Consider the following 15,618-nt stretch of genomic DNA (forward strand, 5'->3'; position numbering starts at 1 on the left):
TTGACACATTTTTAGAGCCCTTGTTATAAAGCGGCTCTTATCGTGTTCGCAGGCTCTCCAGCACCAGCTTCGCTTACATTTAAAAGCAAGAAATAAACTCAATAGAAATTAAGGGGACTTAAGAGTGAACAAGTCGGAACTGATCGATGCCATCGCCGCATCTGCTGATATCCCAAAAGCTGTTGCCGGCCGCGCGCTGGACGCAGTAATTGAATCCGTTACTGGCGCTCTGAAAGCTGGTGATTCTGTAGTACTGGTTGGTTTCGGTACTTTCGCTGTTAAAGAGCGTGCTGCTCGTACTGGCCGCAACCCACAAACTGGTAACCCGATCAGCATCGCTGCTGCCAAGATTCCAGGCTTTAAAGCCGGTAAAGCTCTGAAAGACGCTGTCAACTAAGCTTCTTTCGGTTTTGCCCAGCAGATCAGTTGAATGGCTGATTTGAGCGGGGCGGGATGTTCAGCCAGCCTTATCAGGCTGAACATAACGAATCTGTTGCTTGAGTTCGATCCGCTTCGCAAGTTATGAGAAGGCGCATCCACTGATGCGCCTTTCTTCTATCCGGATTTTACCCACACTGCACGGCTGCTTTTTTGTGCAGTCGTTCTGGGGGACGCATGCTGCAAAATATCAGGGACAATTCACAGGGTTGGATTGCCAAAACCATCATTGGCATCATTGTCGCGCTGCTCGCGCTGACGGGTGTTGATGCTATTTTTACCAGCACCAGTAATAGCCAGAATGCTGCAGAAGTGAATGGTGAGAAAATCACTTCTACCGATCTCAGTCAGGCTGTTGAGATGCAACGCCGGCAGTTATTGCAGCAGCTGGGACGCGACTTCGACGCTTCCTTGTTGGATGAGAAACTGCTGCGCGAGGCAGCCTTGAATGGTTTGGTCGAGCGCAGCTTGCTGCTCAATAGCGCCAAAGACGCTAACTTCGCTTTTTCGCAACAAGCGCTGGATCAGTTGATCCTGAAAACACCTGAGTTCCTAGTCGATGGCCAGTTCAATGCTGAGCGTTTCGATCAGGTGATTCGTCAGTTAGGCTATAGCCGTTTGCAGTTCCGCCAGATGCTTGAGCAGGAAATGTTGATCGGTCAGCTGCGCGCCGGTTTAGCCAATAGCGGTTTCGTGACTGATACTCAGGTGCAAGCTTTTGCTGCACTGGAAAAGCAGACCCGTGACTTCGCCACCCTGACCCTTAAAGCTGACCTTAATGCGGTCATGCTCAGTGATGACGACATCAAAGCCTACTATGAAGCTCAAGCCAGCGAGTTCATGAGCCCTGAGCAAGTAGTGCTGGAATACGTCGAGCTGAAAAAAGATGCGTTCTTTGATCAGGTCGAAGTCACTGACGAGGCGCTGCAAAGTGCCTATCAAGGTGAAATCGCTAACCTCGCCGAGCAGCGTCGTGCCGCGCATATTTTGCTTGAAGTGAACGACTCCCTGAATGATGAGCAAGCCCAAGCGAAGTTAGTCGAAGTACAGAAGCGCCTAGAGCAGGGTGAGGATTTTGCCGCGCTGGCAAAAGAGCTCTCCGATGATCCGGGCTCGGCAGGCGAGGGTGGTGATCTGGGCTTTGCTGGCCCCGGCGTTTACGACCCCGCTTTTGAAAAAGCGCTGTATGCGCTGAGCGAAAATGCCGTGTCAGCTCCTGTTCGCAGTGAATTCGGTTGGCATCTGATCAAGTTGCTGGGCGTGCAGTCTCCTGAGGTGCCAAGCTTTGCCAGCTTGAAAGAAAAGCTGCAGCGCGATCTTAAAACCCGTCAAGTTGAGCAGCGTTTTGTCGAGGTTTCCAAAGACCTAGAAGATGCCGCATTTGAAGCTTCGGATCTGGCTCAGCCAGCCCAGGAGCTGGGATTGCAGGTCAATACTACTGATGCGTTTGGTCGCCAAGGTGGCAGCGAAGGGCTGACCGCTAACAGCCAAGTGATCCAGGCTGCTTTCAGCGCTGAAGTACTGGAAGACGGCAGTAACAGCAGTGTGATTGAGCTCGACCCGAATACTGTGGTTGTGGTGCGCGTTAAAGAGCATAACAAGCCTGAGCAGCTGCCGCTTGAGCAGGTTGCTGCGAGCATTCGTGACCAGCTGACTAAGGTACGTGCCAGCGAAGCAGTCAAAGCTAAGGCTGAAGAGCAACTGGCTGTTTTGCGGGAAGGGCAAACGCCGGTGACTCAGGCGGATGCCAATCAGGGTTGGAATGTTGTCGAAGCGGCGACACGCAGTCAGGAAGGTGTTGAGCCGGTCGTGCTACAGGCGCTGTTCCGTATGCCCAAGCCTGAAGCAACCGACAAACCGACCTTTGCTGGCATTAGCCTGAGTAACGGCGATTTTGTGATCATTCGTCTCAATGGCGTAAGCCAGCCGCAGCAAGCGCTGTCGGATGAAGACAAGGCGATGTACAGCCGCTTCTTGGCCTCGCGAGAAGGGCAGCAGGACTTCGCGGCGTTCCGCAAGCAGTTAGAAGAAAAAGCGGATATCGAGCGTTTCTGATCGGTTCGCCACATACAAAAAGGCCGCTCAATTGAGCGGCCTTTTTGTTGCTGCAGCGACGTGATTATTCTTCCATCGCACCCATGGCGGTGGTGTTGAAGCCGCCATCGACATACATAATTTCACCGCTCACGCCTGAGGCCAGGTCAGAGCAGAGGAACGCGCCGGCGTTGCCGACTTCGTCGATAGTTACGTTGCGGCGCAGTGGAGTCTGCTTCTCGTTAGCGGCGAGCATTTTGCGGAAGCTCTTGATGCCGGATGCAGCCAGGGTACGGATCGGGCCCGCGGAGATGGCGTTAACACGGGTACCTTCTGGGCCGAGGCTGCCGGCCAGGTAACGGACGCCGGCTTCCAGGCTCGCTTTAGCCATGCCCATGACGTTGTAGTTGGGCATGGTGCGTTCGGCACCCAGGTAGGAGAGGGTGAGTAGGCTGCCATTGCGGCCTTTCATCATCTCGCGGCCGGCTTTAGCCAGAGCGACGAAACTGTAGGCGCTGATGTCGTGAGCAATACGAAAGCCTTCGCGGGTGGTGACATCGGTGAAGTCGCCGTTCAGTTGGTCGCCGGGGGCAAAACCTACGGAGTGAACGATGCAGTCCAGACCGTCCCATTTCTTGCTCAGGGCTTCGAATACCGATGCGATCTCTTCGTCATTGGCCACGTCGCACGGGAAGCACAGTTCGGCGCTTGAGCCCCAGTCAGCCGCAAAACCTTCAACGCGGCCTTGGAGCTTTTCGTTCTGGTAGGTGAAGGCCAGTTCGGCACCTTCACGGTGCATGGCTGCCGCGATGCCGGAGGCGATCGACAGTTTGCTGGCGACGCCAACGATCAGTACGCGCTTGCCGCTTAGAAAACCCATGGGTGTTGTTCCTCTTCCTGTCTACAAGAATTAATCCGCCGGGACCATAAAGGCCGCTTCCAGCAACTGCTGTGTATAGATGTCCTGCGGGGCGTTAAAGACACTTGCAGCTGAGCCTTGTTCCACCACTTTGCCTTGTTTGACTACCATGATTTGGTGGCTCAAGGCTCTGACGACTGCCAGGTCGTGGCTGATAAACAGATACGTTAGGTTATATTTGGCCTGCAGCGAGCGTAGCAGTTCGACCACCTGGCGCTGCACCGTACGATCGAGGGCCGAGGTTGGCTCATCCAGCAAGATCAGTGCGGGCTTGAGTACCAGGGCGCGGGCAATGGCAATGCGCTGGCGTTGGCCGCCGGAGAACTCATGCGGATAGCGATGGCGGGTTTCAGGGTCGAGGTCGACCTCAATCAGCGCATCGATAATGGCCTGCTCCTGTTCGGCTGCAGTGCCCATGCCGTGAATCTGCAAACCCTCACCAACAATCTGACTCACCGACATGCGCGGGCTGAGGCTGCCAAATGGATCTTGGAAGACCACCTGCATCTGTCGGCGTAGCGGTCTTACCTGCTCTTGCGAGAGGTGGTCAATGGCTTGACCCTGAAAGTGAATACCGCCTTGGCTGCTAAGCAGGCGCAAAATCGCCAAGCCGAGGGTGGACTTGCCTGAGCCACTCTCACCAACGATACCCAGGGTATGCCCCTGCGGCACGCTGAAATTGATGCCGTCTACCGCTTTGACATGGTCGACGGTGCGGCGTAGCAGGCCTTTTTTAATTGGGAACCACACGCGCAGGTTATCGACTTCCAGCATGGGCTTGCCGGGTGGTTGATCGACCGGGCCTCCGGAAGGTTCGGCACCCAGCAGCTCGCGGGTGTAGGGGTGTTGCGGGGCGTTAAATAGTGTCTCGCAGGCGGCTTCCTCAACGATATGCCCGTGCTGCATAACGCAGACCCGGTGGGCAATACGCCGCACAAGGTTGAGGTCGTGGCTGATCAGCAGGATGGCCATGCCTAAGCGCGCCTGCAGGTCCTTGAGCAGTTCAAGAATCTTCAGCTGTACGGTCACATCCAGCGCAGTGGTCGGCTCATCGGCGATTAGCAGTTCCGGCTCGTTGGCCAGCGCCATGGCGATCACCACGCGTTGACGTTGGCCGCCCGACAGCTCATGAGGGTAAGCCTTGAGGCGTTTATGCGGTTCGGGAATGCCGACCAAGTCAAGCAGTTCGAGGGTGCGCGCCGTAGCGGCCTTACCACGTAGGCCCTTGTGCAGGCCCAGTACTTCGTTGATTTGTTTTTCGATGCTGTGCAACGGGTTTAACGAGGTCATGGGCTCCTGAAAGACCATGGCAATGCGGTTACCACGGATGCCGCGAAGTTTGTTCTCGTTGAGCTTGAGCAAATCTTGCCCAGCATAGTGAATGCTGCCGCTCGGATGCTGGGCTAGCGGGTAGGGCAGCAGGCGCAGGATGGAATGCGCAGTTACTGACTTACCAGAACCGCTTTCGCCAACCAGGGCAAGGGTTTCGCCACGCTTTATGTCGAAGCTAACACCTTCCAATACCCGTTCTTTGCGGTTGCCGGTGACAAACTCGACAGCCAGATCACGGACTTCGATGAGGGCGGGGGTGTCGGTCATATTATTTCCTCGGGTCGAAGGCATCACGTGAGGCTTCGCCGATAAACACCAGCAAACTGAGCATCAGGGCGAGCACCGCAAAGGCACTGATGCCCAGCCATGGCGCTTGCAGGTTGGACTTGCCCTGGGCGACCAATTCACCCAGCGACGGTGCGCCAGGCGGCAGACCAAAGCCGAGGAAGTCCAGTGCGGTGAGGGTGCCGATCGCGCCGGTGAGGATGAACGGCATAAAGGTCATGGTCGAGATCATTGCGTTGGGCAGAATGTGGCGGAACATGATCGAGCCGTTCTGCATGCCCAGAGCGCGGGCGGCGCGTACATATTCGAGATTGCGCCCGCGTAAGAACTCAGCGCGCACCACGTCCACCAGACTCATCCAGGAGAACAGCAGCATGATGCCCAGCAGCCACCAGAAGTTTGGCTGCACGAAGCTGGCTAGGATGATCAGCAGGTAGAGCACCGGCAAGCCCGACCAGACTTCCAGAAAGCGCTGGCCGACCAGGTCGACCCAGCCGCCATAAAAGCCCTGCAAGGCACCGGCAAATACGCCGATGACTGAACTCGCCAGAGTCAGGATGAGGGCAAACAACACTGAAATGCGGAAGCCATAGATCACCCGCGCGAGCACATCGCGGCCTTGGTCGTCGGTGCCGAACCAATTCTCTGTGGACGGTGGCGCCGGTGCAGGTACTTGTAGGTCGTAGTTGATGCTGGAGTAGCTGTAGCGGATGGGCGGCCAGATCATCCAGCCATCCTTTTCCTTGATCAGCTCCTGAATGTAGGGGCTCTTGTAATTGGCCTGCAGCGGGAATTCGCCGCCAAAGGTGGTTTCCGGGTAGCGCTTGAGTACCGGGAAATACAGTTCGTTGTCGTAACTCACCACCAACGGCTTGTCGTTGGCAATTAGTTCGGCGCCCAAGGTGACGAAAAATAAGACGAGGAAAATCCACAGCGACCACCAGCCGCGTTTGTGCGCCTTAAACAGCTGGAAGCGGCGTTGATTGATCGGAGAAAGTGTCATCTCAACCCTCCCGGCTTTCGAAGTCGATGCGTGGATCGACTAGGGTATAGGTAATGTCGCCGATCAATTTCACCACCAAGCCCAGCAGCGTAAAGATAAACAGGGTGCCAAACACCACCGGGTAATCACGGTTGATAGCAGCCTCGAAACTCATCAGACCCAAGCCGTCGAGGGAGAAGATCACCTCAATCAGCAAGGAACCGGTGAAGAAAATCCCGATAAAGGCCGCCGGGAAACCGGCGATGATGATCAGCATCGCGTTGCGAAACACATGGCCGTAGAGCACGCGGTTGTTGCTCAGGCCCTTGGCGCGGGCGGTGACCACATAGTGCTTATTGATCTCATCGAGAAAGCTGTTCTTGGTTAGCAGCGTCAGGGTGGCGAAGTTACCAATCACCAGCGCGGTGACGGGCAGCGCCAGGTGCCAGAAATAGTCGAGCAGCTTGCCGCTAAAACTCAGCTCGTCGAAGTTGTTCGAGGTCAGGCCGCGCAGTGGGAACCAGTCCCAGTAACTGCCGCCGGCAAATAATACGATCAGCAGAATGGCAAACAGGAAGGCGGGAATGGCATAGCCGACGATGATTGCCGAGCTGGTCCAAACGTCAAAGGCACTGCCATGCCGAGTGGCCTTGGCGATCCCCAACGGGATCGACACCAGGTACATGATCAGCGTGCTCCACAGCCCTAAGGAGATCGATACCGGCATCTTCTCGATGATCAGGTCGATGACCTCGGCATCGCGAAAGAAGCTGGAGCCAAAGTCAAGTTGTGCGTAGCTCTTGAGCATCAGCCAAAAACGCTCCGGGGCGGGCTTGTCGAAACCGTACATGCGCTCGATCTCCACGACCAGATCGGGATCAAGACCCTGGGCGCCGCGGTAGTTGGAGCCGGCCACTGCGACCTCGGCACCGCCGCCAGCAATCCGGCTGGTGGCTCCATCGAAGCCTTCCAGCTTGGCAATCATCTGCTCGACCGGACCGCCGGGAGCGGCCTGGATGATGATGAAGTTGATCAGCAAAATACCGAACAGCGTGGGAATGATCAGCAGCAGCCGACGAAAAATATACGCCAGCATCTTATTGCTCCGGATCTGCAGAGGGTTGGGCGGCAGACGCGTCGGCGGCTGCTTCGGGTGATTGCGTGCGCACCCACCAGGTGTGCAGGCCAATATCGTATTGCGGCGTCACTTGCGGGTGCTCAAAACGGTTCCAGTAGGCCACGCGCCAGGTTTTGATATGCCAGTTGGGCACCACGTAATGGCCCCACAACAATACGCGGTCAAGGGCGCGGGTGTGGGCAATCAGGCTTTGCCGTGAGTCGGCATTGATCAAACCCTCAACCAGGCTGTCCACAGCTGTGTCTTTTAGGCCGATAAAGTTGCGGCTGCCGGGGTTGTCGGCACTGCTGGAGTGCCAGTATTCGCGTTGCTCGTTACCAGGTGAGTTGGACTGGCCAAAGCCACCGACGATCAGGTCGTAATCGCGCGAGCGCAGGCGGTTGATGTACTGCGACACGTCAACGCGGCGAATCACCAGTTCGATGCCCAAATCAGCCAAGTTACGTTTGAACGGCAGCAACACACGTTCGAACTCGGTTTGTGCCAGCAGGAACTCGAAACTCACCGGTTTACCGGTGCTGTCGAGCATCTGGTCGCCATCGACACGCCAGCCCGCCTCCTGCAGCAGTTGGTAGGCCCGACGTTGCTGCTCGCGAATGATGCCGCTGCCATCAGTAACCGCAGGCTGGTATTCGTCGCTGAATACTTTAGGCGCGATTTGCGCGCGCAAGGGCTCAAGCAGCTTCAACTCGTCAGCGGAGGGTAAGCCAACTGAGGCCAGTTCGGAGTTGTCAAAGTAGCTGCGGGTGCGGGTATAGGCACCATTGAATAGCTGACGGTTGGTCCACTCGTAATCAAACAGCAGGCCCAGTGCTTCTCGCACCCGGCGGTCGCTGAACAGCGGGCGACGCGTGTTGAAGATAAACCCTTGCATGCCGGTGGGGTTGTGATTGGCGATCTCTTCTTTAATTAACTGCCCGTTGGCTACTGCCTCATTGTTATAGGCGGTGGCCCAGTTCTTTGCGCTCATTTCCAGCCAGTAGTCGAACTGACCGGCTTTGAGCGCTTCGAGGGCGACGGTGTTGTCACGGTAGTAGTCGATTTGCAGGGTGTCGAAGTTGTAGAAGCCGCGGTTGACCGGCAAGTCTTTACCCCACCAGTCCTTAACTCGCTCATAGCGAATCGAGCGGCCTGCTTGTACCTCAGCCACTTTGTAGGGTCCGCTGCCCAGGGGGATATCCAGATTGCCTTTGCTGAAATCGCGTTCGGCCCACCAGTGTTTCGGCAGTACCGGTAGCTGGCCGACAATTAGCGGCAGCTCACGGTTGCCGGCATGCTTGAAGACAAAGCGCACGCGCAGGGGGCTTTCGACTACAACCTTTTCGACATCTGCATAGTAACCGCGGTACATGGGGGCACCTTGGCTCATCAGGGTGTCGAAGGTGAATTTAACGTCTTCGGCGGTGACTGGCTGGCCATCATGGAAGCGTGCTTCAGGGCGCAGATAAAAGCGTACCCAGGCATTGTCTGGGGCTTTCTCGATTTTCTCGGCCAGTAAACCGTATTCGGTAAAGGGCTCATCCAGGCCATGGCGGGTCAGGGTGTCGTAGATGATGCTTATATCGTCGGCGGCCACACCTTTGTTGATGAAGGGGTTGAGGCTGTCGAAACCGCCAAAGCCGGCCTGGCGCAAAGTGCCGCCCTTCGGTGCATCAGGGTTGACGTAGTCGAAGTGCTTGAAGTTGGCCGGGTATTTGGCTGGTTCGTCATACAGGGTTTGCGCATGCTTAGGGTTAGCGAGCGCAAGGCTGGCAACGCTAAGCAGGGCAATGCTGCTGAAGCCGATAAACAGGGTGCGCAATGCATGGGTCATTCAGCGTTCTCCATGGATTTCAGCCACCAGGTACGCAGGCCCAAGGTGTAGGGCGGCGTGGCGACAAAGGCAAATCGGTTACGGTAAGCCAGGCGGTGGTAATCGATATACCAATTCGGGATGGTGTAGTGCTGCCACAACAATACGCGGTCAAGCGCGCGGGTGGCCGCTACTTGCTCGGTTCGGGTCTGCGCTGCCAGCAACTTTTCAATCATTGCATCGACTACTGGGTGATTAACCCCGGCGTAGTTTCTGCCACCCTTGATAGTGGCCTGGGATGAGTGGAAGTACTGTGATTGCTCAAGGCCGGGGCTGAGGGTCTGCGGCAGAGTAAGCAAAATCATGTCGAAGTCGTATTGATCGAGACGCTGCTTGTACTGGGCGCGGTCGACGGTGCGCAGGTTGGCCTGGATTCCAATGCTGGCGAGATTCTCGGTAAAAGACTGGAGGATTCGCTCAAGGTTGGGGTTAACCAACAGTATCTCAAGGCTCAGTGGCTGGCCTTGGCGATTGAGCAGGCGCTGGCCTGAAGGCTTCCAGCCGGCATCGGCCAGTAGACCGAGCGCACGGCGCAAGGTATCCCGCGGAATGCCCCGGCCATCGGTCTGCGGCATGGTAAATGGTTCGGTAAAAAGGCGAGCCGGCAGCTGCTTGCGATAGGGCGATAACATTAGCCATTCGGCACCTTCTGGCTTGCCTTTGGCCGAGAATTCACTGTTTGGGTAGTAGCTTTTAGCGCGGGTGTAGGAACTGTTGAACAATGCGCGGTTGGCCCATTCAAAGTCGAACATCAGGCCCAGGGCCTCACGGACTTTACGGTCGGCGAACATTGCGCGGCGGGTGTTCATGAACAACGCCTGGGTTTGCGTCGGAATCTGGTGCGGAATTTCTGCTCGAATAACTTCGCCACGGTTCAGCGCCGGGAAGCGGTAACCATTGGCCCAGTTCTTCGCTTGCTGCTCGATATAGATATCGAATTCGCCGGCCTTGAAGGCTTCGAACGCGACATGGCTGTCACGGTAGAACTCCACGTCGACTCGGTCGAAGTTGTACTTGCCACGGTTGACCGGCAGTGTTGCGCCCCACCAATCCTTGACCCGTTCAAATCTCAGGCTGCGCCCAGGGCTGACCTGGGTGATGCGGTAGGGTCCGCTGCCCAGCGGTGGTTCATAGGTAGTGGCCTTGAAATCGCGGTCTTTCCAGTAATGTTGCGGCAGTACCGGCAGTTCGCCAAGACGCAAAACCAACAACGAGCTGCCGGCGCGCTTGAGGACAAAACGAATGCTGTGACGATTGAGGATATCGACCCGCTTCACCTCCTGCAGATTGCTGCGGTACTGCGGATGACCTTGCTTGAGGAGCAAACGGTAGGAGAACGCGACGTCATAGGCGGTAATCGGCTTTCCGTCATGGAAGCGTGCTTCGGGACGCAGGTTGAACACCACCCAGCTGCGATCATCGCTGTACTCCACTGACTCGGCGATCAAGCCGTAGCTGGAGGCCGGCTCATCACCGGAGGGGTCATAGGCACCAGTACCGACCATAAGGGGCGCATTGAGCTCATTGACCCCGTATTGCAGAAAATTGGCGGTACTGATCGGGCTGCTGCCCTTGAGGGTATAAGGGTTGAGCGTGTCGAAGGTGCCGTTGGCCATCATTCGCAGCGTGCCGCCCTTTGGGGCTTCAGGGTTGACCCAGGCGAAGTGGGTGAAGCTGGCAGAGTACTTCAGCTCGCCAAACTGGGCGTAGCCGTGGCTTGTATACAGGGTGGCCCAGGCAGACGAACTGACGGCCAGGCAGAGAAACAGCGAGAGGAGAGGACGTATCAAGTGAAATATCCGATCCGTGGCGTCTTGAGGGCTGCTGGTCAGGCACATTAACAGCTTGTATCCGTTGGAAAAAGGGTAGGCTCGCGCTAAGCCCTAGTGGCACATTAACTATAATTAAACGACCTATAACGAGGGCACTGTTTTGGCTACAAAATGCCATGGTCTGCAGTCATGGATTGATCGCTTTAACCAAGCCGAATTACCAGCCCTGGCCTCGGTCGTGCAGGACCTGCACCGCCTGACGCTGGGTGATAAATCCTCGGTCCAGCAATTAGCCGATGTTTTGTTGCGCGATGCCGCGTTAACCGCCAAGGTCCTGCGCATCGGCAATAGCGTGTATTACAACCCGTCACAGGAAGCCATCCGGACGATCTCTCGGGCCATTGTACTGATCGGCTTCGATAACGTGAGGCAGATAGGTCTGTCAGTCAGCCTGATTGATGGCTTATTGGCGCGTAGCTCGCGTGATCAGCTCGCTGAGCTGCTGGCACGATCGTTCCATGCGGCGGTGCAGGCGCGTAATATTGCTGGGTACGTCCTTGCTAAAAACGATGAAGAAGTGTTTATCGCCGCCTTACTGCATAACGTTGGCGAACTGGCGTTCTGGGGGTGTGCCGGTGATGCGGCTGATGAGTTGGCCAGCGCTCTGGCTCAACCTGGGGCGCAAGAAGATGACGTGGTGATGCAGGTACTTGGCACCAGCTTTCGCCAGTTGAGCCTGGCCTTGGTGAAAAGCTGGAACCTGGGTGACACCGTTAGCCTGGCGCATCAGTCGACCAGCCAGAATGATCCGGCCGTAAAAGCTGTGATCTTGGGTGCAAAAATCAGCCAGGCGGCTCTGGATGGCTGGGACACGCCGGCCATGGAGGCACTGGTCGGACAGTTGGCCAGCTTTATTGGCGTCACCTTAGAGGAAGCTATGCAGCAAGTGCTGGCCAGTGCCGAGGAGACGGTAAAGATGGCGGCGACCTTTGGCGTCAGCCAGCTGTGCAAACTGATCCCCAATACCGACCCGGAGCAAATTCGTTTGCAGCAGGAACAGCGCAAGGCGCGGTTGCTGCAGCCCAATCTGCTGGTATTACAGCAAGCCCTGCAGGACCTCGGGTTGATGGTTTCGCGGCGGGCTGATCTTGGTTTGGTGCTGGATACCCTTTTTAAGGGGCTGCATGAGGGCGCGGGGCTGGAGCGCATCATGTTGATGGTCTTGTCCGATGGGCAAAGCTGTTTTCGCGCCAAGCGAGTGACTGGCGAAGGCACTGAGAGCTGGGCGCATGATTTTATCTTGCCGGTTTCGCAGTTCGAGCAGCCGCATATCTTCAGTTATGCGCTGCGTAATAAAGAAGCGCTATGGATGGGTGTGCCGGCCAGTTACAACCTGAATGAGCTGGTCACTCAGCCGATTCGCCAGCGCCTGGGGCAGGGTATGTTCTTTGTTGCCCCGCTTTTGGCCGGTACCCGAGAGATCGGCCTGCTGTATGCCGACGGCCGCGTGTCCGGGCGGGCGTTAAAGCATGAGCAGTTTGTCGCTTTTCAGCGGTTTACCCAGTTGACTGGTCGCTGCCTGGAAGCGATGAGCAAGAAGGCTTGATCAGTTGGCACTGTAGAGGGTCAGCGTCTGCCCGGGCTTGAGTGCTTTGCCGGCCTTGGGGTTCCAATTCTGTAGCGTTTTCATGGGTACCTTGAGGCGTTTGGCGATTAAATACAGTGAGTCGCCACGGCGTACCTTGTAATAGGTTGTGCTTTGGCGAGCACTGCTAGGCTTGCCCGCGTGTAAGGACAGGACCTGGCCGACTCGCAGGCTATTGCCCGATAGCTTATTCCAGCGCCGCACATCGGTAACGGTAACCTTGTGACTCTTGGCGATCTGCCAAAGGCTATCACCGTTTTTTACTCGGTAGGTGCGGCTTGGCGTGCTAGGCGCCGTGGTGAGCTGGCGCAGCGGTTGGCGCGTATTGACACGGGGCTGAGTTGGGATACTCAGCTGTTGGCCGATGCGCAAGTGACTGCCGGTGAGCTTGTTAATGTCTTTCAGGGTGCCCACAGTCACTTGATGCTGGTTGGCAATGCTGTGCAGGCTGTCGCCCGAGCGCACACGATACTGCTGCCAGTCGACCAGTTCTTGGGGTTTCATCAGTGACAGGTTGGCGGTTAGCAGTTCAGCCTTATCGGTTGGCACCAGCAGATGCTGCGGACCGTCCAGGGTTACGCCTTTCTTGAACGCCGGGTTGAGCAGGTACAGCTCGTCTTCATCAAGGCCCGCCATGGCGGCGACACGGGCCAAGTCCATGTGCTGTTTGAACTCGACCTTTTCGAAGTAAGGTTCGTTGGCCACCGGGGCAAGGCTGACGCCATAGGCGTGCGGCGTCATCACCACCTGCGAGAGTGCCAACAACTTAGGCACGTAATTCTGTGTTTCAGTTGGCAGTGAAAGGTTCCAGTAATCAGTCGGTAGGCCGAGTTTTTGGTTGCGCTCAATTGCTCGGCTGACCCGGCCTTCACCAGCGTTATAGGCTGCTAACGCCAATAGCCAGTCACCGTTGAACATTTCCTTGAGGCGCGACAGATAATTGATGGCGGCATCAGTTGAGGCCATCACGTCGCGGCGACCGTCGTACCAGTTGGTCTGGCGGAGGTTGAAGTAGCGCCCTGTTGAGGGGATAAACTGCCAGAGCCCGACCGCATGGGCATGTGAGTAGGCCAGAGGGTTGTACGCACTTTCGATCATCGGCAGCAGAGCCAATTCCATCGGCATATTGCGCTGCTCTAAGCGCTCAACGATGAAGTGAATGTAGGGGTTACTGCGCTCGCCGGCTTTCTCGATAAACGATGGGTTGCTGACGAACCATAGACGTTGCTGCTCGATACGCGGATTAAGAGTGATGGTCTCTTGTAACTGATAGCCGTTGCGTACCCGCTCCCAGATGTCTGTAGGTTCTTCTGGAGCATCCGCCGCGCTGTCGTTCAGCCACTCCGGCTCCTGCTCAAGGCCGGCTGTACGCTCGGGGACGAGGCGCTGCTGCTGAGTGCTCTGACAGCCCGCCACAGTTATGCATATGATCACCAGAAGCGCTTTAGCGCTGCGTGCTAATGCCTTTAGATTCAAGGTCTTGCGTGGTGATAAAGGCATTGGCGACGATGTACTTCCCGGCGAAAAGGTCGGGCGATTCTAGAAACGAGAGTGCCATTGGTCAAGTTTTAACCAGGCTTTTGTGTGGTTGTCGAGGTTTAGAAATGATCTTTCCACGCGCGTAAAGCGGCGAAAACCTCGACCGGCGAGCGGCTGGCGGGTCCTTCGCGCTCGGTGATACAAGCGCTGAGCGATGGTTGCGCGCTGCGCAAGAACGGGTTGGTCGCGCGCTCCAGGCCAATTGATGAAGGCAGGCTGATTTGCCCTGCCTCACGCCATTGGCTGACCTGCTGCAGGCGTTGCTTGATTTCAGGGTTGCCGGGTTCAGCTGCCGCGGCAAAGCGCAGGTTGCTCAGGGTGTACTCGTGGGTACAGAACACTTGGGTCTCCTCAGGCAGTGCGGCCAGACGGCTGAGCGAGGCGTGCATCTGCTCGGGAGTGCCTTCAAACAGCCGGCCGCAACCACCGGCAAACAGCGTGTCGCCACAGAACAGCCAGTGCTGCTCAGGCTGAATGTAGGCAATGTGCCCAAGGGTGTGCCCCGGTACTTCAACAATAACGAAGCGGCACCCGAGAACTTCCGCCTGGTCGCCGTCGTGAAGCGCCAGGTCACGGCCAGGTATTTTCTCATTAGCGGGGCCCAGCACCCGTGCGCCAGTTATGGTCTTGAGTCGCTCGACACCGCCGACATGATCAACGTGATGGTGGGTGATCAGAATGTCACTCAACTGCCAGCCAGGATGAGCCGTTAACCAGGCCTCGACAGGTGCCGCGTCGCCAGGATCAACCACCGCGCAGCGACGCTGCTCGGCGTCTTGCAGCAGCCAGATATAGTTGTCAGAAAATGCAGGCAGGGCGTCGATTTTTATCATCACTAGGTCGCTAAGCAGGGCATAAAGGTTCATCTTAGGGGGCAATAGCGGTGCTGGCTACTTAGGTGTTTTTATGACCGATCATCCGTTTGCTCAGGCCGATAGTGAGTGGCTTGACCTCATAGGCGCGGCCCGCGGTTGGCTGGGCGGCCCGCTCGGGCAGTTTTTGTTGGAGCAAGAACGGCAGTTACTGGAGGACGAACTGGCGCGTTTTTTTGGCGGTTATCTGGTCCATTACGGCCCGGCCGCTGACACACCACCGGATGCCCAACAGATTCAGCGCAGTGTGCGCGTGGGTGCGCCGTTCAAGGGGGTTGAGATTGTCTGTGAGGAGCAAGCCTGGCCGTTGATCGAGCATGCCGCTGATGTGGTGGTGCTGCAGCATGGTCTGGACTTCAGCCTGTCACCCCATGGCTTACTGCGTGAAGCCGCCCGCAGCGTGCGGCCTGGCGGTCATTTGTTGATTGTCGGTATCAACCCGAAGAGCAGCTGGGGTTTGCGTCATTTGGTTACCCGCGATGCGTTGCGCCAGGCACGCTGTATTGCTCCCGGCCGTGTAAGCGACTGGTTACACCTGCTCGGTTTTGCGCTGGAGAAACGCCGCTTCGGGTGCTATCGTCCGCCGCTTTCTTCGCCGGCCTGGCAGGCGCGCCTGGCGCCGCTAGAGCGATTGGGCGCCGCCTGGCAGCTACCTGGTGGCGGCGTTTACGTGCTGGTGGCGCGCAAACTGGTGGTCGGCCTACGGCCGTTGCGCCAGCCTAACCGCCAATCAGTTGGGCAATTGCTGCCGATGCCCGTCGCCAAAGTCAGCCGTCGAGAAACACCGCAGAAATAGAGCCGGCCGATAAA

Annotated in this window: 12 protein-coding genes; 4 read left to right on the top strand and 8 right to left on the bottom strand. The window is 56.9% G+C overall.

Annotation, left to right across the window (positions count from 1 at the left end):
• The first annotated feature begins 124 nt into the window (after positions 1-124).
• Entirely contained in the window at positions 125-397 is a 273-nt protein-coding gene (hupB, locus tag BMZ32_RS09865) for a nucleoid-associated protein HU-beta (RefSeq protein WP_010490206.1), read from the top strand.
• 218 nt (positions 398-615) lie between these two features.
• Positions 616-2,493, top strand: coding sequence for a SurA N-terminal domain-containing protein (locus BMZ32_RS09870; protein WP_090241803.1), 1,878 nt, complete (start codon positions 616-618; stop codon positions 2,491-2,493).
• Positions 2,494-2,557: 64 nt separating this feature from the next.
• Here the strand turns inward: BMZ32_RS09870 and fabI are convergent, their stop codons facing one another.
• Genes fabI through BMZ32_RS09900 form a run of 6 tightly spaced genes read right to left on the bottom strand, consistent with a single transcriptional unit; the run spans position 2,558 to position 10,767 of the window.
• On the bottom strand, positions 2,558-3,352 hold the full coding sequence (gene fabI / locus BMZ32_RS09875) for an enoyl-ACP reductase FabI (RefSeq protein WP_090241804.1): 795 nt from the start codon (positions 3,350-3,352) through the stop codon (positions 2,558-2,560).
• Between the two features lie 30 nt (positions 3,353-3,382).
• Positions 3,383-4,990 carry an ABC transporter ATP-binding protein gene (locus BMZ32_RS09880; RefSeq protein WP_090241805.1) on the bottom strand — a complete coding sequence of 536 codons (1,608 nt, stop codon included), beginning with the start codon at positions 4,988-4,990 and terminating at the stop codon, positions 3,383-3,385.
• Position 4,991: 1 nt separating this feature from the next.
• Complete coding sequence (locus BMZ32_RS09885; protein WP_090241806.1) at positions 4,992-6,011, bottom strand: ABC transporter permease; 1,020 nt, start codon at positions 6,009-6,011, stop codon at positions 4,992-4,994.
• Position 6,012: 1 nt separating this feature from the next.
• Positions 6,013-7,086, bottom strand: coding sequence for a microcin C ABC transporter permease YejB (locus BMZ32_RS09890; RefSeq protein WP_090241807.1), 1,074 nt, complete (start codon positions 7,084-7,086; stop codon positions 6,013-6,015).
• A gap of 1 nt (position 7,087) precedes the next feature.
• Positions 7,088-8,941, bottom strand: coding sequence for an extracellular solute-binding protein (locus BMZ32_RS09895; protein WP_090241808.1), 1,854 nt, complete (start codon positions 8,939-8,941; stop codon positions 7,088-7,090).
• Positions 8,938-10,767, bottom strand: coding sequence for an extracellular solute-binding protein (locus tag BMZ32_RS09900; RefSeq protein WP_090242100.1), 1,830 nt, complete (start codon positions 10,765-10,767; stop codon positions 8,938-8,940). The genes BMZ32_RS09895 and BMZ32_RS09900 overlap by 4 nt, the downstream gene beginning before the upstream one ends.
• Before the next feature lie 145 nt (positions 10,768-10,912).
• Between BMZ32_RS09900 and BMZ32_RS09905 the strand changes: the two genes are divergently transcribed.
• Positions 10,913-12,358 (top strand): HDOD domain-containing protein, encoded by a 1,446-nt coding sequence (locus tag BMZ32_RS09905; protein WP_244153954.1) that lies wholly within the window; start codon positions 10,913-10,915, stop codon positions 12,356-12,358.
• Here BMZ32_RS09905 and BMZ32_RS09910 read toward each other — a convergent pair whose 3' ends face one another.
• On the bottom strand, positions 12,359-13,897 hold the full coding sequence (locus BMZ32_RS09910) for a LysM peptidoglycan-binding domain-containing protein (RefSeq protein ID WP_090241809.1): 1,539 nt from the start codon (positions 13,895-13,897) through the stop codon (positions 12,359-12,361).
• Positions 13,898-13,995: 98 nt separating this feature from the next.
• Complete coding sequence (gene gloB / locus BMZ32_RS09915) at positions 13,996-14,769, bottom strand: hydroxyacylglutathione hydrolase (RefSeq protein ID WP_090242102.1); 774 nt, start codon at positions 14,767-14,769, stop codon at positions 13,996-13,998.
• Positions 14,770-14,842: 73 nt separating this feature from the next.
• Between gloB and BMZ32_RS09920 the strand changes: the two genes are divergently transcribed.
• Positions 14,843-15,604 carry a class I SAM-dependent methyltransferase gene (locus BMZ32_RS09920; protein ID WP_090241810.1) on the top strand — a complete coding sequence of 254 codons (762 nt, stop codon included), beginning with the start codon at positions 14,843-14,845 and terminating at the stop codon, positions 15,602-15,604.
• The last annotated feature ends 14 nt before the right edge of the window (positions 15,605-15,618 follow it).

It is taken from the genome of Pseudomonas guineae, from assembly GCF_900113745.1.
In the GTDB taxonomy this organism is placed as follows: Bacteria; Pseudomonadota; Gammaproteobacteria; order Pseudomonadales; family Pseudomonadaceae; genus Aquipseudomonas; species Aquipseudomonas guineae.